Raw genomic sequence first — 20581 nt, forward strand, 5'->3', positions numbered from 1 at the left:
CCCGTTTAGTTGGTCTCGACCCGGTTCGCGGTACCGCCCGCCAGATAGTCCCGGATGTTGGCTGCCACACCATCCAGCAGACGCTGGCGGGCCTCCCGGCTGGCCCATGCGTTGTGGGGAGTTACGATCAGGTTGGGGATGTCGTCCTGCAGTAGCGGATTGTCGTCAGAGGGCGGCTCCTGGGTCAGCACATCGACGCCCGCACCCCCTAGTGCGCCGGAGCGCAGGGCGTCGGCCAGCGCCTGTTCGTCCACGATGCCGCCCCGTGCAGTGTTGATCAGCAGGGCATCCGGTCGCATCAGGGCCAGCTCGGCGGCACCGATCAGGTTCTGCGTCGCCGGCGTCAGCGGACAGTGCAGGGTCAGTACATCCACCCGGGGCAGCAGCTCCTCCAGTGGCAGGCGTCCCGGCTGGGGTGCGCCACCCGGACGCTGGGACAGCAGAATCTGCATATCGAACGCCTCGGCAATGCGTGCCACCCCCCGGCCCAGGGTGCCGTAGCCGACGATACCCAGTGTCTTGCCGGCGATCTCCCGGATCGGGTAATCCATCAGGCAGAACATATCACTGCGCTGCCAGTCGCCGCGTCGCACCGCTGCCTGGTACGTCAGCAGCCGGGTGGTCAGGGCGAGTATCAGGCAGAAGGTGTGTTGGGCCACGGTGGCGGTGCCGTAGCCGGTCACATTGGTCACCCCGATACCCAGCTCGGCGGCGGTTTTCAGATCCACGTTGTTGGTGCCGGTGGCGGCCACGCAGATCAGTTTCAGTTCGGGGGATTGACGCAGAATCTCCCGATCCAGTATCACCTTGTTGCTGACCACCAGGCTGGCCCGGCTGATCCGGTCCAGTACCTGTTCTCTGCTGGTGTTGGTATGGAATTCCCAGTCAAACGGGGTAGCGGCAAGATCGTTGAGATCCAGGTCCCCCTTATCCAGGGTGGCGGTATCGAGAAAAACGGCTTTTGGTTGTGGCATGTGATCTTTCCTCCGGATTGTGCTCCATATTAGCAGTGTGAACGTGCTTTGCAGAATCATCGGGTTCTTTCCTTATCCCTGCAGTGACAGGGGTTGTGCCGGATCGGGTTTGTATAGACGACCTACTGTTTTAGTCCGGATTGGGCTAACATATCCGGCTCACCTGTACAGAAGGCGCTGTGCGTACCCTAACTGCTGAAACCGCGAGTAACTCTTCCCTCAGAGTTGATAGATTCCATGGCTGACCCCGCAACTGAACCCCAGCGTATCCGCGAGATACCCTACAACTACACGTCGTTTTCGGACCGGGAGATCGTTATCCGTTTCCTGGGCGAGGAGATGTGGCAAGTGATCGAGCGGCTGCGCGGCAGTCGTCGCACCGGCCGTTCCGCCCGTATGCTTTACGAAGTACTGGGGGATATGTGGGTGGTGGCGCGTAACCCCTACCTGCAGGACGATCTGCTGATGGATACCGCCCGGCGCGGGGCCCTGATCGACGCCCTGAAGCATCGGCTGGATCAGTTTGAAGCCCGCACCAATGGCAATCAGGATGCGATCCGCCTGCTGGCCGCTGCCCGGACAGCGGTGGAGACTTTCTCCGCCTGTTTTCAGCGCAACAAGGATCTGCGCCGCCAGGTGACCCGGGCGCTGGCCAGGATCACCCGCCGTGACAATGTGGATTTTGGCGGTCTGGCCCGGGTCTCCCACGCTACCGATGCGACCGACTGGCGTGTCGAGGTGCCCTTCGTGGTGATCTGCCCGGACCGGGAAGAGGAGGTGGCGGCCATTGTGCAGGCCTGTATCGAATGCGGCCTGACCATTATTCCACGGGGCGGCGGCACCGGTTATACCGGCTCCGCCGTGCCACTCGACCCCTACTGCGCGGTGATCAACACGGAGAAGCTGGAGCAGCTTGGCGAGGTCGAGTACCGCGAACTGCCCGGAGTCGAAGGCAAAGTGCCGACCGTCGCCGTGGGTGCCGGGGTGGTGACCAAGCGGGTCTCTGATCTGGCGGAGGCCCATGGCCTGGCCTTTGCGGTGGACCCCACCTCCCAGAACGCCTCCACCATCGGCGGCAATATCGCCATGAATGCCGGTGGCAAGAAGGCGGTGCTGTGGGGCACCACCCTGGATAACCTGGCCTCCTGGCGCATGGTGATGCCCGACTCCCACTGGCTGGAGGTGGAGCGGCTGGATCACAACCTGGGCAAGATCCACGAGCAGGAGCGGGTCCGGTTTCGCATCACCCGCTATGGGGCGGACAGCAACCGCCCGATCGGCGAGCCGGAGATCCTGGAGATGCCCGGCGCCAGTTTCCGCAAGGCGGGATTGGGTAAGGATGTCACCGACAAGTTCCTGTCCGGCTTGCCGGGGGTGCAGAAAGAGGGCTGTGACGGCCTGATCACATCGGCCCGCTTCATTCTGCACCGCATGCCGGACCATGTGCGTACGGTCTGCATGGAGTTTTTCGGCAGTGACCTGTCCCGGGCCGTGCCGGCTATTATCGAGATCCGCGACCGTATCGCGGCCACCGACGGGGTCGAGATGGTGGGTCTGGAGCACCTGGACGAACGCTATATCCGGGCGGTCAAGTACAGCACCAAGGCGCCCCGCCGGGAACGTCCCAAGATGGTGCTGATCACCGATCTGGTATCGGATGACGAGGATGCGGTGGCCCGGGCGGCTTCGGAAGTGGTGCGCCTGGTAAATGCCCGGGAGGGTGAAGGCTTTATCGCGGTCAGTCCCGAGGCGCGGCGCCGTTTCTGGCTGGACCGCAGCCGTACCGCGGCCATCTCCGCCCACACCAACGCCTTCAAGGTGAATGAGGACGTGGTGATCCCCCTGGAGCGACTGGCCGAGTACAGCCGTGGCATTGAACAGATCAATATCGAACAGTCGATCAGCAACAAACTGCAGATCATGCAGGCGGTGCTGGAATATCTGCACGGTCCCATGCCGGAGCTGCGTCTGCCGGCCGAGTATGAGGAGTCTGAAGAGAGTCGCGTCATTCTGCAGGCCAAGCGGGACGCCGCCTGTGAAGTGGTGTCGGAATCCATGCAGCGCTGGCGGCAGATTCAGGATAACCTGGATGCGCCGGCAGAGGGGTTTCGCCACCTGCTGGGGGACAAGGCGCTGGCCAAAATGGAGCCCGGCGATAGCCTGCTGGACATGATGCTGCGGCGCGACCTGGTGCAGAACTATCGCAAGGAGGTGGCGGCACGGCTGAACGAGATCTTTGATGGCCAGGATATGCTGGCGGTGCAGGAGCGTCTCAACAGCATCCATGCGGAGATTCGCGATGCGCGTCTGTTTGTCGCCCTGCATATGCACGCGGGGGACGGCAACGTGCACACCAACATCCCGGTGCACTCGCACAATTACGAGATGCTGCGGGAGTCGGAGCGCATCGTGGAACGGGTCATGGCACTGGCCCAGTCCCTGGACGGGGTGATCTCCGGCGAGCACGGTATCGGCCTGACCAAGATCCAGTTCCTGGAGGAGTCGAAACTGCGCGACTTTGTCGCCTACAAGAAGCGGGTTGATCCGGATCGCCACTTCAACCGGGGCAAGTTGATGCCCGGCTCCAACCTGGACACTGCCTACACGCCGTCCCTGCGCCTGGTACAGCAGGAGGCGATTATCCTGGAGGCGAGCGAGCTGGGTGAGCTGAACGACGACATCAAGCACTGCCTGCGCTGCGGCAAGTGCAAACCGGTCTGCATGACCCACGTACCCCGTGCCAACCTGCTCTATTCGCCCCGTAACAAGATCCTCGGCACCGGCCTGATTATCGAGGCGTTCCTCTACGAGGAGCAGACCCGGCGCGGCATCTCGCTACGCCATTTTGAAGAGATGAATGACGTGGCGGATCACTGCACCATCTGCCACAAGTGCCTCAACCCCTGCCCGGTCAATATCGACTTTGGCGACGTGACCGTGCGCATGCGCAAGATCCTCACGGTGCAGGGCAAAAAACGGCGTAATGTGGGCACCTGGGCCGCCATGTCGTTTCTCAATACCACCGATCCGCGCACCATACGCACGCTGCGCAAGGGTATGCTGGAGTGGGGTTTCAAAGGACTGGCGCTGGGACATGCGGCGTTCAAGTGGGCCGGCCTGCTGGGACGGGGTCGCCAGATACCGGCCGCCACCACCGGTCGGTTGGAACCCCGATCTCTGGCGGTGGAGATGATGCGTCGGCCGATCCGGGTGGAACTGCCCAAGAAGACCACCCGCGCCATGCTGGGGATCGAGGAGTCCAACATGATCCCCATTATCCGCGACCCGGCCCGGGTGACGGATGATTCGGATGCCATTTTCTATTTCCCCGGCTGCGGTTCGGAGCGGCTGTTCAGTGATGTGGGGCTGGCTACCATCGCCATGCTGTACGAACTGGGCAACGAGGTGGTGCTGCCACCCGGTTATCTCTGCTGTGGTTATCCCCAGACCGCGGCGGGTCAGCACGCCAAGGGGCTGGAGATCACCACCGGCAACCGGGTGCTGTTCCACCGGGTCGCCAACACCCTCAACTACATGGACATCAAGACGGTCATCGTCTCCTGTGGCACCTGCATCGATCAGCTGATGAAGTATGAGTTTGAAAACATCTTTCCCGGCTGCCGACTGCTGGATATCCACGAGTACCTGATGGAGAAGGGGGTGGTACTGGGAGACGGCAATGGCACCGAGTACCTGTACCACGACCCCTGCCACAGCCCGATGAAACAGTACAATCCCACCGAGGTGGCTTCCAAACTGATGGACAAGCCGGTCCTGCTGTCGGATCGCTGTTGTGGCGAGGCGGGCACCCTGGGCACCTCCCGGCCGGATATCGCCAGCCAGCTGCGCTATCGCAAGGTGGAGGAGCTGGAGCAGGGTATCAGGGAGCTGAGCGGCGGCGAGCGGGCGGTCAATGGCAACGTGAAGATGCTCACCTCCTGTCCCGCCTGTACCCAGGGGTTGAACCGCTACAAGGATGAGACCGGTCTCGAGGTCTCCTACATCGTGGAGGAGCTGGTGCGGGACCGGCTGGGGCCGAACTGGCAGCAGGAGTTCGTGCAGCGAGTCGTGCAGGGTGGCATCGAACGGGTGCTGCTCTGAGAGACGGACTGTCCACCGCACTTGGTAGGGTGGGCAGGTGTTTTGTGCCCACGTGGATGCGGATGACAGCGTGGGCACCCAGAACGTACCCACCCTACGGCTGCCCGGTTTAAGTTCCAGGATGCAGAAAGGGGCGGCCCGCGGGCTGTCTGCATAGAGCAGAGATGATGATATGGCAAAACTGAAACAGACCCGGACCGGGAAGCGTAAGGCCCTGCCGCCCCAACTGACGTCAGGGCTTGGCCAGGCACAACAGTTGATCCAGGCCGGGCAGGGCGCACAGGCACGCCTGTTACTGGAGCGGTTAGTGGTTCAGTTCCCTTCCAGTGGTGACGCCCATTACCTGCTCGGCGTGGTCTATGGTCAGGGCGGGGAGCGGGAGAAGGGTGTGCAGGTGTTGCGCCGGGCGTTGGAGCTGGATCGGCGCAACCCGGTATTCCTGCTTACGCTGGGTAATCTGCTCAACTCACTGCGCAGCTTTGACGAGGCTCGTGAGGTCTTCCGAAAGGCGATACGTCTACAGCCGAATTTTCCCCAGGCACATAACGGGCTGGGTATGACCTTCAGTGCCCAGAAACGCCATCAGGAGGCGCTGGCGTGTTATCGCAAGGCGATGGGCCAGGCCCCTGACTTTGTCGATGCCCGGGGCAACTACGCAGCGGCTTGTATTGAGATCGGAGAGAATGATGAAGCGGTACAGATCCTGGAGCCGGTCTGCCGCCAGCATCCCGATTATCTGTCCGGCTGGAAGAACCTGGGTGTCGCCTATGTCAATTGTAATCGGATGGATGAAGGGATTGATGCCTTCCAGCAGGCCTTGCGGTTGGCCCCGCAAAACCTGGACCTGCTGCAAAACCTGGCTGTGGTGGCGTTGGCTCATCAGAGAAATGAGCTGGCAAAACAGACCCTGGATACCCTGCTCAGCCTGGATGGGGAAAATCCCGATGTGCGGATTCTGCTTGGTGACTACTGTGTGCAGAGAAATGACCTGGAAGAGGCTGTAGGGCACTATCAGGCAGCCGCTGGGGCCGGTTATGAGCAGACCTTGGCGCTGCTGAAGATCGGTTCAGCCCAGTCCCGCCTGGGCCGCTTTGATGATGCCACCCGGAGTTACCGTCAGGCCCTGGAACTCGACCCGGGACTTTCCCAGGCCCTGCTCGCCATGGTGCGTATCAATCGTCGAGAGACACCAACGGAGGTCATTGAGCGTCTGGAGGCGATGATTGATTCTGATGGCCTTTCCGATGAGCTGCAACTCGCACTCTATTTCGCCCTTGGAAAAGTGTGCGATGATGCCGGTCTGTACGATCGCGCTTTCGGACACTATGCCCGGGGTAACCGGCTTAAGGGCTGCCGCTATGAATCCGATCTCCAGGAGCAGAAGACCCAGGCACTCATGGACGCCTTCACCCCTGCCCTGTTTGAAACGGTCGCCGATATCGCCAGTGATAGCGAACGCCCCCTCTTCGTACTCGGAATGCCCCGTTCAGGAACTACCCTTACTGAGCAGATTCTGGCCAGCCATCCAGCGGTCCACGGCGGAGGGGAGCAGCTCTATTTCGGTACTCTGGAGGGGCGGCTGAAGGAAGCGTGTGGCGGGGAGCGACCCTATCCAGCTGCGATTGCGGAGCATCTTTCAGTTCTGTTTCCAGCGGAGATAGCGCGTTACCTGGCCTATCTCGACAGTCTGGACAGGGATGCTCTGCGGATAGTGGATAAGATGCCATCCAACTTTCTCTCCCTGGGACTGATCGGGCTGCTGTTTCCCAGGGCGAAGATCGTACATTGCATGCGTAATCCGATTGACACCTGCCTCTCCATCTACTTCCAGAACTTCAAGGGAGAGCATCTCTATGCCTACGACCAGCAGGCCCTGGGACACTATTATCGCCAGTATCTTCGCCTGATGGCCCATTGGCGCCGGGTGTTACCCAATCCGATCCTGGATCTGCGGTATGAGGAGATGGTCGCTGACCAGGAGGGCACCACTCGCGGGCTGATCGAGTTTGCCGGGCTGGAATGGGATGATCGTTGTCTGGCGTTCCAGAACACCGAGCGGGCAATCCAGACCGCCAGTATCTGGCAGGCGCGCCAGCCGATCTACACCACATCGGTGGCCCGTTGGCGGCACTATGAAGCACATCTTCAGCCGCTGATCCAGGCTCTGGGGGATGTCGTAGAAGTGTGAGGTCGCGACCGGTTTTTTTGCCCGCCGTGGCTGACTAGTTGTCCCGGTGTGGCGACAGCTCCCGGAGTTTCGTCGTCTGTGCCCACGCGGCGTCTGCAACTGTGTGGGCACAAAAAGCGTGCCACCCTATGGTTTCTACGGCAGTGAAGTCGTGAGTGGGCATTTGTCGGTCTGGCGTGATGGGTTAATTGTCCCGCTGCCGGGACAGCTGCCGGAGTCTCTCCCGGGCTTCGTCCGGTACATCTGCCCTCTCTTCCAGCAGGCGCTTACCGGTCTCGATCAGTGCGGTGAGTTGCTCCTGGTCGAACAGTGAGCAGGCCGCCTGCAATTCATCCGCCGAAGCGGAGAGCAGGCTTGGCAATAGTTCGTGCTCTTCAATGACTGATTCCGGGTCCAGCAGATCGGCCACCAGCGGATAGGCCAGCAGGGCGTAGTGGGCGGTGCGGGCGGCCTCCTCGTCGGCCAGTTCCTGCAGTGCGACCGCATCGTTGCCTGCGCCGCGCCTGACCGCCTGCATCACCACTGCCACCAGCTTTTCCACTCCCTGCTGGATTTCCCGCTGATTGTCCACCATGCGGGCGGCCTGTTCGTAGGTCTGGTCCAGCCGCTCTTTGATGGAGAGGATCTGGGTGCTCTCGGCGTTGTCCGGCAGGCGGGTTGCCTCATGCACCAGGGCACGAAATGCGCTGATAAACTCCACCAGCTCTTCGTGGTCCAGTCGCTGCGCCTCCTCCAGTTGGGCGGGCGTGATCTGGCGTTGCTCCGCCGGAAAGAGTGGATTGTCCTGTTTGCGCAGCAGGTGGCGCTCCCGTTTTCCGGGAAATGTGCTGAATCGAAGTGGCATGGATTACTACTCGTCGCTCTCGTGTTTATGGGGTAGCCGCCAGCGTAGCAGACTGCCGGGTTTGTTTTGCTCCGGTTCATCATCAACTTCCGGGCCGAGCAGGATGGCCAGCCAGCGGGTACTGTCGTTACTGTCCAGGGCGATCTTGATGGTCATGGTCAGGGGGACCGACAGGAACATTCCCACCGTGCCCAGCACCCAGCCCCAGAACACCAGGGAGAGAAACACCACCAGGCTGGAGAGACCCAGGCCCTTGCCCATGAAGCGCGGCTCGATCACATTGCCCACCAGGTTGTTGGCCAGCAGATAGCCCAGTGCCGCCCAGGCGGTGCCGCCCGGTCCCAGCTGTACCAGTGCCAGCAGCAGGGCCGGAATGGCGGCGATGATGGAGCCGATGTTGGGTACGAAATTGAGAAAGAAGGCGATCACACCCCACAGCACCGGGTAATCCACCCCTACCACCAGCAGCCAGAGATAGATGATAGCGCCGGTCAGCAGGCTGGTGCCGGTCTTGATCACCATGTAGCGCTTGATGTTGTCGATAAACTGGTCGAAGTGGGGAAACGATTGCTCCGGGTTGGCCAGGATGCGGCGCAGTTTGGCCGGGAAGCTGGAGGCCTCCAACAGGATAAACACCACCGTCAGCAGAATCAGGAAGGTGTTGGTGAGGAGTCCGCCCAGGCTGCTCAGTCCCTGGGCCGCCATGGACATCGCCTTGGCCGGGTCGAGCAGCTTGGAAAAGATCTGTTCCGGTACCGGCACGCCCATACCGGAGAGCCACTGCAGGCCCTCGCCGGTGAGGGTCTTGAGCTTGGCCTGGTAGGTGGGCAGCTGGGAGGAGAAATCGTCCACCGCGTTGCCCACCAGCACCCCCAGCAGCAACCCGATAGAGGCGATGGCCAGGATCACCAGTATGATGGCGATCACCGAGGGCACCCGGTAGGCGCGCAGGAAGAACAGAGCCGGGGCGGAGATGATGGCGATGAAGCCGGAGAGCAGAAACGGCACCAGCACACCCTGGGCTTCGCGCATGCCGGCCACCACGATGACAAAAGCCGCCGTGGTCAGCAGGAAGCGTCCTCCGTCAGCTGATCGGCTCGCCTCGGTCATCAACGGTACTCGGGAATCGGGTTGATGCGGAACCAGGTTTTGGCCTCCGGATCGTACTCCCACAGTTGTCGGTCATGCAGGGTTTTTTCCACCTGCCGATCATCAAAGATGTAGCCAATCACTGCAGTCTGGGTCGCCTGGTTCTCCGCCACCAGGTCAGGCGGCCGGATCACCTTGTATTCAGTGACACTCACATTGCTCAGGTTTTGGGGCAGCGGGGTTTTGGCGGCAATATCCTTGCGCAGGAAGTTGTAGGCCTGTCCCGGATAACCCCAACGCAGGGTCGATTGATAGGCTTTCAGCCGGTTCTGTAGCGACTCCTCTTTTTTGTCCTGCATCAGGTTCATGGTTTTGCAACCGCTGAGCAGAATGAGGGTTGCCACTAGGGCGGCGACTCTCAGGACGGTTCGGGTCATAATTCGCTCCTTGTCTGAAGCCGGCAGTGTAACCCGGATCAGTAAAAAATTGTACGCAGTGGGTCTTGGAAAACAGCTTTGCCCGTCGGTTTGCTGTAACCGTCCAAATTGGCCGGTGAGTGGCGTGGCAAAGACAAACGGCGGGTAAAGAGGGTATTATGCACGGCTTGCCAGGGAGTTAAATTCGATGTCAGAAACGGTGGAACAGGAGCCTCTGGTCGAGGTTCAGGTAGGTAGCAGTCAGATCACGTTGCTGGGGACTGCCCACGTTTCCCGGGCCAGTGCCGATAAGGTTCGGGAGTTGTTGGAAAGCGGTGACTACGATGCGGTGGCGGTGGAACTCTGCCCCAGCCGCTATCAGGCCATACTGGATCCGGACGCCCTCTCCCGTATGGATCTGTTCAAAGTGATTCGGGAGGGCAAGGTGAGCATGGTGGCGGCCAATCTGGCCCTGGGCGCCTATCAGCAGCGGCTCGCCGAGCAGTTTGAAATCGAACCTGGCGCGGAACAGCTGGCCGCCATCCACCATGCCCAGGAACATCACAAGCCGGTACTGCTGATCGACCGGGAAATCGGTGTCACCCTGAAGCGGGTGCTGCACAACGTACCCTGGTGGAAACGCTTTGGCCTGTTTGCCGGCCTGCTGGGTAGCCTGGTGTCCCGCGACGAAGTGAGCGAAGCGGATATTGAGGGATTGAAGGAGGGCGATGTGCTGGAGCACACCTTCGCCGAGTTCGCTGAGGATCGCAAAGATCTGTTTACCCCGTTGATTGATGAGCGGGATCGCTACATGGCGGCACGCCTGATCCAGGAGGTACAGGTGGGGTCGCCGGAACGGGTGCTGGCGGTGGTGGGTGCCGGACACCTGAAGGGTATTCGCCAGTATCTGGCAGCGGGCATGGATCGACCGGCCCGGGAGATCGAAAAGCTGGATCATCTGCCCACCCCCAGCCGCTGGCCGAAGCTGATCCCCTGGTTGATCGTGGCCCTGGTGGTGACCGGGTTCGTGATCGGTTTTCTGCGCAGTCCGGCGTTGGGCTGGCAACTGGTGGCTGACTGGGTGTTGATCAATGGAGCACTGTCGGCCCTGGGGGCGCTGCTTGCGGCTGCCCATCCACTGACGATTGTGACCGCCTTTGTGGCGGCGCCGATCACCTCGCTCAATCCCACGGTCGGGGCCGGCATGGTGACCGCTGCGGTGGAGATTTTCCTGCGCAAGCCGGAGGTGGGGGATTTCTCCCGCCTCAAGCACGATACCACCCGGATACGGGGTTGGTGGCGTAACCGGGTTTCCCGCACCCTGCTGGTATTCCTGTTCAGTACCCTGGGCTCGGCGGCCGGTACCTACCTGGCCGGTTTCCGGATCTTTGATCGTCTGACCGGGTGATGAATGGCACTGTGACCGTTTGGCCAGGGGGGGCTTTTTACAGGTTTGTTGGGTGGGCGCGTCATCTCTGCCCCCGTTGTCATCTGAATCCGCGTGGGCACACAAAGCGTGCTCACCCTGCGGCATTTCCATAACACCGCCGGGGCGCGCTGCGTACCCCGGCGGGCCGGTTCTGGCTACCCGATCCGGCATCACTCCGGCGTCGAGATGATCCTGTCGATGCGCTTCTCCATCGCCGCATAATAGACCACCGGTATCACCACCAGGGTGAGCAGGGTGGAGACAAACAGGCCGAAGATCAGGGAGACCGCCAGACCGCTGAAGATCGGATCATCCAGGATGAAGAAGGCGCCGGCCATCGCCGCCAGTGCGGTCAGGATGATCGGCTTGGCCCGCACCACCGCCGACAGCACCACCGCCTCGGCCAGTGGCATACCCTTGCGCACCTCCTGGTTGACGAAATCCACCAGCAGAATGGAGTTGCGCACGATGATACCGGCCAGGGCTATCATGCCGATCATGGAGGTGGCGGTGAACTGCCGGTCCAATACCGCATGGCCCGGCAGGATGCCGATCAGGGTCAGCGGGATTGGAGCCATGATCACCAATGGCACCAGGTAGGAGCGGAACTGTGCCACCACCAGCAGATAGATCAGCAGCAGGCCGACCGAGTAGGCGATGCCCATGTCGCGGAATGTCTCGTAAGTGATCTGCCACTCGCCGTCCCACTTCAGGCTGTACTCGTAGGGGTCGTCCGGCTGGCTCAGGAACCACTGTGCCAGGCCGTCGGACTGGTTTAGCTGCTCGGAAATGGCGAACAGGCCATACAACGGGCTGTCTGTTTCACCCGCCACGTCGGCGGTCACGTAGACAACCGGGAGCAGATCCTTGTGGTAGATGGAGTGGGCGCGCTGGCTCGGTAGCGGCGTGACAATCTCCGACAGGGGGATCTGCCTGCCGTCCGCCCCCGGCAGTCGCAAGGTCAGCAGCTGGATCGGATCGGTTTTGTCTCCGGGGCTGTATTCAACCCGGATCGGCACCGCGTACTTGAGATTTTCCCCATGCAGGTAACTGACATCCTCACCGGTCAGCAGCATGCCCAGGGTGCGGGTGATCTCCGACTGGGCGATGCCGAGCCGGGCCGCCTTGGCCCGATCCACCTGCAGGATGATCTTTTCCGACGGGAACTCCACCGAGTCATCCACGTCCACGATATCCGCCGTATCGGCAAACAGCTCCCGCAACGCCTTGGCCTGCTGAATCTGCCCCTTGTAGTCGATACCGTAGACTTCCGCCACCAGCGGGGAGAGAACCGGCGGGCCGGGAGGCAGTTCGACGATCTTGGCGTTGCCATCAAACTGCCGGGCGATCTCCTGCAGCGGGGCGCGTACTGCCAGGGCCACGTCGTGGCTCTGGCGATCCCGCAACTTCTTGTCCACCAGATTTACCTGGATATCCCCCAGGTGTGCCCCTTCACGCAGGTAGTACTGGCGCACCAGGCCGTTGAAACTGATGGGGGCGGAGGTGCCGGCATAGACCTGGTAATTGGCGACTTCCGGCACCGTGCTCAGGTAGCGTCCCATGTTGTCCAGCACCTGGGCGGTGCGCTCCAGACTGCTGCCCTCAGGCATGTCCAGCATCACCTGGAACTCGGATTTATTATCGAACGGCAGCATCTTCAGCACCACCGATTGGGTGGCTACCAGGGCAAACGAGCCGGCAATCAGGATCAGTACCGAGAGCAACAGCAGCCAGCGCATGGCCCGGCCCCGTCTGCCGATCAGAAACGGCGGCATGATCCGTTGAAAGACCCGCTGGGCGAGTGGACTGATCGCGCTGTCGTGCGACCCTTCATCGCCCTGTTCGTTTGCCATGTGGCCGAGGGCCTTGCGGGTCAGCCAGGGGGTAAATACAAAGGCCACCACCAGTGATATCAGCATACCCATGCTGGCGTTGATGGGGATTGGACTCATGTAGGGGCCCATCAGTCCGGTCACAAAGGCCATCGGCAACAGTGCCGCGATCACGGTAAAGGTCGCCAGGATGGTGGGGCCGCCCACTTCGTCCACGGCCGCCGGAATCGCCTGCAGCAGGCTGCGGCCACCCATGGTCAGGTGGCGATGGATGTTCTCCACCACCACAATGGCATCATCCACCAGGATACCGATGGAGAAAATCAGCGCAAACAGTGAGACCCGGTTGAGGGTGAAGCCCCAGGCCCAGGAGGCGAACAGGGTGATGGCCAGGGTGACCACGACTGCGGAACCGACGATGAATGCTTCACGCCAGCCCAGGGCAAACATCACCAGCAGTACCACCGATGCGGTGGCGAAGATGAGCTTGCTGATCAGCAGTTTGGCCTTGGTGTCGGCGGTCTCACCGTAGTTACGGGTAACGGTGGCCTGCACGTCACTGGGGATGAATGTGCCCTTCAGCTGGTTAAAACGCTGGATCACCGCATCGCTGATATCCACTGCATTGGTGCCTGGCTTTTTGGCCACCGCAATGGTAACTGCCGGGGTGGTGCCACCGGATATCTGCTGATCCGCTGCGGTGCCGGGACCGGTGCCTGTCCAGACATATTGATCCGGCTGATCCGGTCCCTGGCGGATCTCCGCCACGTCGCGCAGAAATACCGGTCTGCCGGCGTGGGTGGTAACCACCAGGTTGCCGATCTCTTCGTTGTTGGTGAGGAAGCTGCCGGCCTGTACCAGCACCTCCCGGTTATCCCGGGTGATGTTCAGGTCATCCCGGACACTGTTGCCGGCCTGCAGGCTCTGGCGTAGCTGGTTGAGGTTGATCTGGTAGCCGGCCAGTGCCTCCGGGTTGAGGCGCACGCTGACTATCCGGGTGGGGGCGCCGATGGTGTAGATATCCCGGGTGCCGGTTACCCGTTTCAGCTCCGATTCAATGGCGTGTGCCACCTGGCCCAGCTCATAGGCGCCGGTGGTGGGGTTGTCGGAGCGCAGCGTCAGGGTGACAATCGGCACATCGTCAATGCCCATTGGCTTGATGATCGGTTGCCCTACCCCCAGATTTTCCGGCAGCCAGTCCTGGTTGGAGAATATCTTGTTATAGAGCCGCACGATGGCATCGGTGCGTTCGACGCCCACCTTGTACTGGACCGTAATAATCGCCATGCCCGGTCGGGAGATGGAGTAGACGTGCTTGATCTCCTCGATTTCAGACAGCACCTGTTCTGCCGGTGTGGCGACCAGGTTTTCCGTTTCGATGGCGCTGGCGCCGGGGAACGGAATAAAGATGTCGGCAAAGGTGACATTGATCTGGGGCTCTTCCTCGCGCGGTGTCACCAGGATGGCGAACACACCCAGCAACAGACCCACCAGGGCCAGCAGCGGGGTGATTTCGGTGGAGAGAAAACGTTCGGCGATACGGCCCGAAATACCCAGCTTACTCATTGCCGGAACCCTTCAACTGGAGTTTCAGCAGGCTGCCGGCCCTGATCGGATCGAGGGCTACCCGCTCGCCCTCTTCCAGCCCCGAGAGGACTGCGATGCGGTCATCGCCCCGTTTTTGGCCGGTCTGGATATGGCGCAGGGTGATCCGCTGTTCGGCATCCACCACATAGACGGCTGTCACTTCACTGCGATAGACCACCGCGGCGGTGGGGATCAGCAACTCCTCCATCTGGCCGATCTGGAAGCGGGTTTTCACCAGCATGCCCGGGAACAGTCCCGGTATTTGATCCGGCAGTTTCAGGCGCACCTTGAAAGTGGCGCTGGCGGCATCGGCAAACGGAAAAATGGTTGCCTTGGTGGCTTCTACACTGCGCCCATCTGGCAAGATGATGCGAACGTCGGGCTGCTGCCGGATGGCTGGAATCAGGCTCTGGGGTACATCAACCGAGACTCGCAGTTGATCCACCGAGATGCCGCTGATCAGCTGCTGGCCTGGTGAGGCGGTCTCGCCGATCTCGATCATGCGCTCGGTGACGATGCCGGCATAGGGCGCCCGGATGCGGGTGTATTCCAGCTGCTCCCGCGCCTGGTTGAGGGCGGCCACAGCGGCTTGTTGCCGTGCTTTCGACGCCTTCAGGTTGGCGGTTGCCTTATCCATGGCGGATTGGGCCACCAGCTTACGCTGGAAGATCTCACGGGTGCGTTCGTAGTCGCGGCTGGCCTCCTGCAGCACCGCATCGGCCGCTTTCAAATCGGCTTCGGCCTGCTCCAGTCGGGCGCGCTGCTCGGTATCTTTGAGCCGGATGATGGTCTCGCCCTGTTCGACGAAATCGTCCACATCCACCAGAATCTCCACCACCTGTCCACTGGTCTGGGCCGACACGGTGGACTGGTTGATCGCTTCCACCACGCCATCCAGCCGGTATTCACGGGGCATGGTGACCCGTTGAGCCGTGTCGGTTGCCAGCTTGTCGGCAGCAAAGGTGGAGCTGACCGGAAAGGCAAGAAAGAGTAACAGGGAGAACGTTAGGGATCGCATCGGGGGTCCTTCATTGCGCCAGCGTTTCATAAATCTGAATTGCTGCGTCTACGAGAATGGTTTCATTTTCAGATGGTTGCGGTTTATCGGGCTGCTCCCAACCGCGTCTATCTTACCGCGGCTGGCCGGTCCGCGGTAGGGATGGAGCGGTCACATCTCCCTGTTTTTTTCCGGGGAAATAGTTTCCAATTATGGGTTATGCAGTGACCATATGCGCCGCAATGGCGGCAGGGTATACTCGGGCGGATCTTAAGTCATGGAGAAATATCAATGGAACTCTTTTCCGTAGCGGTGCTGGTATTGGCGGTGGTGATCGTGGCCCTGGGGGTCAAACGGGTGCCCCAGGGCATGGAGTATACGGTGGAACGCTTTGGCCGCTATACCAAGACGCTACGTCCCGGACTGAACCTGATCATTCCGTTGGTGGACAGTGTCGGGGCCAAGCTGAACATGATGGAACAGGTGCTGGATGTGCCTTCCCAGGAGGTGATCACCAAAGACAACGCCATGGTGACTGTGGATGGCGTGGTCTTTTTCCAGGTCCTGGATGCGGCCAAGGCCGCCTACGAGGTGAGTCAGCTGACCCACGCGATCCTGAATCTGACCATGACCAACGTCCGGACCGTGATGGGCTCGATGGATCTGGATGAGCTGCTCTCCATGCGTGACCAGATCAACGCCAAGCTGCTGGCGGTGGTGGATGATGCCACTACCCCCTGGGGTATCAAAGTGACCCGTATCGAGATCAAGGATATCTCGCCGCCCCGGGATCTGGTGGATGCCATGGCGCGCCAGATGAAGGCGGAACGGGAGAAGCGTGCCCAGATCCTGGAGGCCGAGGGTATGCGGCAGGCCGAGATTCTCAAGGCGGAAGGCGAGAAGCAGGCTGCCATTCTGGAGGCGGAAGGTGAGCGGGAAGCCGCCTTCAGGGAGGCGGAAGCGCGAGAGCGCCTGGCCGAGGCTGAGGCCAAGGCAACCATGATGGTATCCCAGGCTATCGCCAAGGGTGATGTGAACGCGATCAACTACTTTGTCGCCCAGAAGTATACCGAGGCGCTGAAGGATATCGCCTCTGCACCCAACCAGAAGTTGATCATGATGCCGCTGGAGGCTTCCAGCCTGATCGGTTCGGTTGGGGGAATCGCCGAGCTGGCCCGGGAGGCGGTCGGAAAATCGAATCGGGGTGAACCGTGATGGAGCTGTTTGATGCCGCCACCTATTGGCACTGGTGGGTGCTGGGGGTGATCCTGGTGGTATTGGAGGTGTTCTCGCCCGGCGCCTTCTTCCTCTGGATGGCCATCTCGGCAGGTATCGTCGGCCTGGCCACCCTGCTGGTACCGGGACTGGGCTGGGAGATCCAGGTACTGTTTTTTGCCCTGTTCAGTGTCAGCAGTATCGTGGCCTGGCGGCTCTACCTGCTGAAACACCCCACCCCCAGTGATCAACCGCGGCTGAACCGCCGTGGCGAACAGTATATCGACCGGGTATTCACTCTGGATCAACCGGTGGTGAACGGACGCGGCAAGATCAAAGTGGATGATACTATCTGGAAAATTGAGGGTGCCGACTGCCCGAGCGGAACCCGGATAAAAGTGGTCGGTGTGGATGGCGTAGTGTTGCAAGTGGAGAAATTGCGGGAGACTTAGTGGAATGACCGGGAAATGATGTGCTAGCCTTGGGCTGATTTTTCCCGGTCCTGACAATAACCAGAACAATGACTACTCCGAACTATCGACTCGTTTTCAGCGGTAAACTACGCAAGGGATTCAAGCACGCAGAGGTGCAGGAAGCCTTGGCGCAGCTGCTCAAGATATCGCCGGAGCAGGCGGGACATTTGATACAGGGAGACCGCTTCAGAATCAAAAAAGCGCTGGAAAAGTCCAAGGCCGAGCACCTGCTGGAGAAAGTCAGGGCGCGTGGTGCAGAGTGTTCCATCGAGCCGATCGGTCCCCCGGTGCGCGCCGCCACGCCCAGTCCCGAAAAATCCCCGCCAGAGAGTGCTGCCGCGACGACGGATGAACCGCTGTCGCTGGACCTGCCAGAGCCGGTTATGGATCCGGAGGCGACCCGTCCACTGACCGCGGTTCAGCCCCAGGGAGTCAAGAAGATCGTGCTGGAGGAGGGGGAGCGTGCGGCTTACCGTCCGGATGACGATTCGGCAAATGTGGGGGTCTTCCTGGAGCGGAGTACGGCTGTAAAGCGTGATGACCCGGAGCAGGAGGAGGCGCAACGGAAAAAACGCCTGCTCTGGATTGGCGCGGGCATAGTGGCACTGTTGATCGTGGGTCTGGTGCTGGTTCTGCCTATGCTGACAGCAGAGCCGGAGGAGCCTGCCCTGGCCACAACCCCCGTCAAACCGGTGGATCCCCAACTGGCGCAGACCAATCGTCGCCTCGGACAACTCAATCGATCCATCAAGGTGTGGATGATCCAGTACGGTTCGGGATTCAATCCGGCCCAGGTGACGCTGGATCGGTTGCAGCAGGATCTGGGTATCGGTGAGCAGGATATGCTGGACGGCTGGGGAACGGCGCTCCGTTTTGAGCCGGGCGAAGAGAGTTACCAGGTCTCCTCCGCAGGTCCTGACAAGGTTTTCGGCAGCAAGGATGACCTGGTGCGGAAGACGTCAGTTAAAGATGGCCTGCGTTAAACCGATACTGGGGTTGGCTGGACAAAAGATCTGCGTGCCCGTAAGTCAGGTACAGGGCGCAATTGGCACAAACGGGGAAGTGTAGCTGTTACAAGGTTGGTCAGGTCACCAATCAGCGGGTGCCAAATACCACGATAGTCTTACCTTTTACATAAACCAGGCCCTGCTCTTCCAGATTCTTCAGTACCCGCCCGGCCATCTCCCGGGAACAACCGACAATGCGACCGATCTCCTGGCGGGTGATGCGAATCTGCATGCCGTCAGGGTGGGTCATGGCATCCGGTTGTTTACACAGCTCCAGCAAGGTACCGGCGACCCGGCCGGTGACGTCGAGAAACGCCAGGTGTCCCACTTTCCGGCTGGTGTGGATCAGGCGCTGGGTCAGCTGACCGCCGATGGCGTAGAGAATATCCTTGGCATGTTCCTTCAGCTCACCTTCGAGTAACTGCTCCAGGCGCACATAGCTGATCTCTGCCAGCATGCAGTCTGTGCGGGTGCGAACCAGGGAGCTGCGATTGGGTTGGGAGATGAACAGGCCCATTTCACCAATAAAATCTCCCTTGTTGAGGTAGGTGAGGATGATCTCCTTGCCCTCTTCATCCTCGATCAGGATGGTGACCGATCCATCGACGATGTAGTAGAGAATATCAGCCCGATCGCCCGGATGGATGATATCCGTTTTGGCAGGATAGCGGCGTCTGTGACAGAACGACAGAAAGGGCTTTAGAAAAGCAGGTTCCTGTTCTGGTGGCTTGATAATACTCATGTTCGACCTTCTGGCTAAGGACTGGGAATGAAACGTTCCACTGGGATTCTATGTGAGCTCCTCCTGATTGTCGAACTATGCTAGTCTCCAGGGCTTTATAAAGTTGCGAGTATGTGATGAAAGCACGGGTAAAATGGGTCGAGCAGACCCTCATGGTGGGTGAATCTGGCAGTGGCCATGCGGTGGTGATGGATGGCCCGCCCGATTTCGGTGGACGCAACCTGGGTGTGCGGCCGATGGAGATGTTGCTGCTGGGGCTGGGCGGCTGTACTCAGTTCGATGTGGTGCATATTCTGCGCAAGGGGCGCCATCAGGTGACGCTCTGTGAAGTGGAACTGGAGGCGGAGCGCGCTGACACCGATCCGAAGGTGTTCACCCGTATCCATGTCCACTTCCGGCTGGCCGGACCTGGCCTGACTGAAAAGGCGGTCGAGCGGGCGGTGCGGTTGAGTGCGGAGAAATATTGCTCGGCGTCGATCATGCTGGGTCAGGTGGTGGAGATCAGCCACGATTTTGAGCTGGTGGCTGAATAGCCCAGAAGCAGTGCCCGCCTAAGACAAGCGGTTCTTGAACTCCTGGTAACCGAAGGTGCGGATCATGCGCAGTTGGTCGTCGGTAGTCCAGATAGCCAGTGAAGGCAGGTTGACACCGTTGAAGGTGGTGTTTTTGACGAAGGTGTAGTGGATCATATCTTCCAGTACGATTTTGTCGCCCACCTGCAGCGGTTGTCGAAAGGCGTAGTCCCCGATCACATCTCCGGCCAGACAGGTGTTGCCCCCCAGTCGATAGGTGTAGGGCGTACTGCCCGCTTCGCCGGCGCCGCGTACATTGGGGCGGTAGGGCATCTCCAGCACGTCCGGCATATGGGCTGCGGCCGAGGTGTCCAGAATGGCTATATCCATGTTGTTGTGCACGATATCCAGCACTGAAGCCACCAGCGGGCCGGTCTGCCAGCCGACCGCGCCACCCGGTTCCAGGTACACTTCGACGCCGTAGCGTTGGCGGAAATCACGCACCAGGCGGATCAACAGTTCCACGTCATAACCCTGACGGGTCATCAGGTGTCCACCGCCAAAGTTGATCCACTTCATCTGCGGTATCCATTCGCCAAAGCGCTGTTCAAAGGCGGCCAGGGTCCGCTCCAGACTCTCTGCGCCGCATTCGCACAGGGCATGAAAATGCAGCCCCTCGATCCCCTCCAGTGCCTCCGGGTGGAACTCCTCGGGGGTGACTCCGAGCCGGGATGTGCTGCCGCAGGGGTTGTACATATCCACCGCCACTTCGGCCACCTGGGGGTTGACCCGGATGGCGCAGGAGACACCGGCCGCCAATGCCTGTGGGCCAAAGCGGCGCCACTGACTGAACGAGTTGAAGGTGACGTGGTGGGCCAGTTTGAGGATCTCCGGGAACTCCGCCTCGCTGTAGGCGGGCGCGTAGACATGCACCTCCCTGCCAAACTCTTCGGCGGCCAGCCGGGCCTCATTCAGGGAACTGGCGGTACAGCCGTGCAACACTTCCCGGATGATCGGGAAGGTGCTCCACATGGCGTAGCCTTTCAGCGCCAGGATAATCTTGCCGCCGGACTCCCGCTGCACCCGGTCCATCAGGGCCAGGTTGGCGCGCAGTTTCTCCTCCTCAAGCACGTAGCAGGGGGTGGGGATTCGGGCGATGTCGAGGGTCATGGCGG

The 20581-nt window shown here is 60.7% G+C and carries 15 protein-coding genes; 7 read left to right on the forward strand and 8 right to left on the reverse strand.

Annotated elements, in window-relative coordinates; genetic code table 11:
* Positions 1-5: 5 nt before the first annotated feature.
* The gene (locus AAY24_RS13785; protein WP_046860184.1) at positions 6-974 is read right to left on the reverse strand and encodes a 2-hydroxyacid dehydrogenase; all 969 of its coding nucleotides are present in this window, start codon (positions 972-974) and stop codon (positions 6-8) included.
* A gap of 237 nt (positions 975-1211) precedes the next feature.
* Here AAY24_RS13785 and AAY24_RS13790 point away from each other — a divergent pair, with 237 nt between their 5' ends.
* On the forward strand, positions 1212-5075 hold the full coding sequence (locus AAY24_RS13790) for a DUF3683 domain-containing protein (RefSeq protein ID WP_046860185.1): 3864 nt from the start codon (positions 1212-1214) through the stop codon (positions 5073-5075).
* Positions 5076-5247: 172 nt separating this feature from the next.
* Positions 5248-7263: a tetratricopeptide repeat-containing sulfotransferase family protein gene (locus AAY24_RS18600; protein ID WP_052761250.1), complete on the forward strand. Its 2016-nt coding sequence runs from the start codon at positions 5248-5250 to the stop codon at positions 7261-7263.
* Positions 7264-7447: 184 nt separating this feature from the next.
* Here the strand turns inward: AAY24_RS18600 and AAY24_RS13800 are convergent, their stop codons facing one another.
* From AAY24_RS13800 to AAY24_RS13810, 3 genes are read right to left on the reverse strand one after another with little or no spacing between them, the layout of a single operon-like run.
* The gene (locus AAY24_RS13800; RefSeq protein WP_046860186.1) at positions 7448-8107 is read right to left on the reverse strand and encodes a hypothetical protein; all 660 of its coding nucleotides are present in this window, start codon (positions 8105-8107) and stop codon (positions 7448-7450) included.
* 6 nt (positions 8108-8113) lie between these two features.
* Positions 8114-9217, reverse strand: a complete 1104-nt coding sequence (locus AAY24_RS13805) for an AI-2E family transporter (RefSeq protein WP_046860187.1) — start codon at positions 9215-9217, stop codon at positions 8114-8116.
* On the reverse strand, positions 9217-9633 hold the full coding sequence (locus AAY24_RS13810) for a hypothetical protein (RefSeq protein WP_046860188.1): 417 nt from the start codon (positions 9631-9633) through the stop codon (positions 9217-9219). The genes AAY24_RS13805 and AAY24_RS13810 overlap by 1 nt, the downstream gene beginning before the upstream one ends.
* A gap of 187 nt (positions 9634-9820) precedes the next feature.
* On the opposite strand from AAY24_RS13810, the gene AAY24_RS13815 reads away from it, so the two are divergent.
* Positions 9821-11020, forward strand: a complete 1200-nt coding sequence (locus tag AAY24_RS13815) for a TraB/GumN family protein (RefSeq protein ID WP_046860189.1) — start codon at positions 9821-9823, stop codon at positions 11018-11020.
* A gap of 191 nt (positions 11021-11211) precedes the next feature.
* Here the strand turns inward: AAY24_RS13815 and AAY24_RS13820 are convergent, their stop codons facing one another.
* Together AAY24_RS13820 and AAY24_RS13825 are read right to left on the reverse strand one after the other, a co-directional pair.
* Positions 11212-14439 (reverse strand): efflux RND transporter permease subunit, encoded by a 3228-nt coding sequence (locus AAY24_RS13820; RefSeq protein WP_046860190.1) that lies wholly within the window; start codon positions 14437-14439, stop codon positions 11212-11214.
* Complete coding sequence (locus AAY24_RS13825) at positions 14432-15478, reverse strand: efflux RND transporter periplasmic adaptor subunit (protein WP_046861323.1); 1047 nt, start codon at positions 15476-15478, stop codon at positions 14432-14434. Before AAY24_RS13825 ends, AAY24_RS13820 begins: the two co-directional genes overlap by 8 nt.
* A gap of 270 nt (positions 15479-15748) precedes the next feature.
* Here AAY24_RS13825 and AAY24_RS13830 point away from each other — a divergent pair, with 270 nt between their 5' ends.
* The 3 genes from AAY24_RS13830 to AAY24_RS13840 all read left to right on the forward strand — a co-directional run bounded on the left by AAY24_RS13830 (position 15749) and on the right by AAY24_RS13840 (position 18128).
* Entirely contained in the window at positions 15749-16672 is a 924-nt protein-coding gene (locus AAY24_RS13830; protein WP_046860191.1) for an SPFH domain-containing protein, read from the forward strand.
* A complete protein-coding gene (locus AAY24_RS13835) occupies positions 16672-17124 on the forward strand; it encodes an NfeD family protein (RefSeq protein WP_046860192.1) in 453 nt (150 codons plus the stop codon). Before AAY24_RS13830 ends, AAY24_RS13835 begins: the two co-directional genes overlap by 1 nt.
* Positions 17125-17192: 68 nt before the next feature.
* A complete protein-coding gene (locus AAY24_RS13840; protein WP_199930384.1) occupies positions 17193-18128 on the forward strand; it encodes a hypothetical protein in 936 nt (311 codons plus the stop codon).
* Positions 18129-18240: 112 nt separating this feature from the next.
* On the opposite strand, the gene crp is transcribed toward AAY24_RS13840, so the two are convergent.
* Positions 18241-18894, reverse strand: a complete 654-nt coding sequence (gene crp / locus AAY24_RS13845) for a cAMP-activated global transcriptional regulator CRP (RefSeq protein ID WP_046860194.1) — start codon at positions 18892-18894, stop codon at positions 18241-18243.
* A gap of 116 nt (positions 18895-19010) precedes the next feature.
* Here crp and AAY24_RS13850 point away from each other — a divergent pair, with 116 nt between their 5' ends.
* Entirely contained in the window at positions 19011-19427 is a 417-nt protein-coding gene (locus tag AAY24_RS13850) for an OsmC family protein (protein ID WP_046860195.1), read from the forward strand.
* Positions 19428-19445: 18 nt separating this feature from the next.
* Here the strand turns inward: AAY24_RS13850 and nspC are convergent, their stop codons facing one another.
* The gene (gene nspC, locus AAY24_RS13855) at positions 19446-20576 is read right to left on the reverse strand and encodes a carboxynorspermidine decarboxylase (RefSeq protein ID WP_046860196.1); all 1131 of its coding nucleotides are present in this window, start codon (positions 20574-20576) and stop codon (positions 19446-19448) included.
* Positions 20577-20581: the final 5 nt, after the last annotated feature.

Origin of the sequence: Sedimenticola thiotaurini, assembly GCF_001007875.1 — a bacterium.
GTDB lineage: Bacteria > Pseudomonadota > Gammaproteobacteria > Chromatiales > Chromatiaceae > Sedimenticola > Sedimenticola thiotaurini.

Bases quoted from the DNA above. Each gene is read 5' to 3' on its own strand.
- AAY24_RS13785 (WP_046860184.1), bottom strand. From the start codon at position 974: ATGCCACAACCAAAAGCCGTTTTTCTCGATACCGCCACCCTGGATAAG.
- AAY24_RS13790 (WP_046860185.1), top strand. From the start codon at position 1,212: ATGGCTGACCCCGCAACTGAACCCCAGCGTATCCGCGAGATACCCTAC.
- AAY24_RS18600 (WP_052761250.1), top strand. From the start codon at position 5,248: ATGGCAAAACTGAAACAGACCCGGACCGGGAAGCGTAAGGCCCTGCCG.
- AAY24_RS13800 (WP_046860186.1), bottom strand. From the start codon at position 8,107: ATGCCACTTCGATTCAGCACATTTCCCGGAAAACGGGAGCGCCACCTG.
- AAY24_RS13805 (WP_046860187.1), bottom strand. From the start codon at position 9,217: ATGACCGAGGCGAGCCGATCAGCTGACGGAGGACGCTTCCTGCTGACC.
- AAY24_RS13810 (WP_046860188.1), bottom strand. From the start codon at position 9,633: ATGACCCGAACCGTCCTGAGAGTCGCCGCCCTAGTGGCAACCCTCATT.
- AAY24_RS13815 (WP_046860189.1), top strand. From the start codon at position 9,821: ATGTCAGAAACGGTGGAACAGGAGCCTCTGGTCGAGGTTCAGGTAGGT.
- AAY24_RS13820 (WP_046860190.1), bottom strand. From the start codon at position 14,439: ATGAGTAAGCTGGGTATTTCGGGCCGTATCGCCGAACGTTTTCTCTCC.
- AAY24_RS13825 (WP_046861323.1), bottom strand. From the start codon at position 15,478: ATGCGATCCCTAACGTTCTCCCTGTTACTCTTTCTTGCCTTTCCGGTC.
- AAY24_RS13830 (WP_046860191.1), top strand. From the start codon at position 15,749: ATGGAACTCTTTTCCGTAGCGGTGCTGGTATTGGCGGTGGTGATCGTG.
- AAY24_RS13835 (WP_046860192.1), top strand. From the start codon at position 16,672: ATGGAGCTGTTTGATGCCGCCACCTATTGGCACTGGTGGGTGCTGGGG.
- AAY24_RS13840 (WP_199930384.1), top strand. From the start codon at position 17,193: ATGACTACTCCGAACTATCGACTCGTTTTCAGCGGTAAACTACGCAAG.
- crp (WP_046860194.1), bottom strand. From the start codon at position 18,894: ATGAGTATTATCAAGCCACCAGAACAGGAACCTGCTTTTCTAAAGCCC.
- AAY24_RS13850 (WP_046860195.1), top strand. From the start codon at position 19,011: ATGAAAGCACGGGTAAAATGGGTCGAGCAGACCCTCATGGTGGGTGAA.
- nspC (WP_046860196.1), bottom strand. From the start codon at position 20,576: ATGACCCTCGACATCGCCCGAATCCCCACCCCCTGCTACGTGCTTGAG.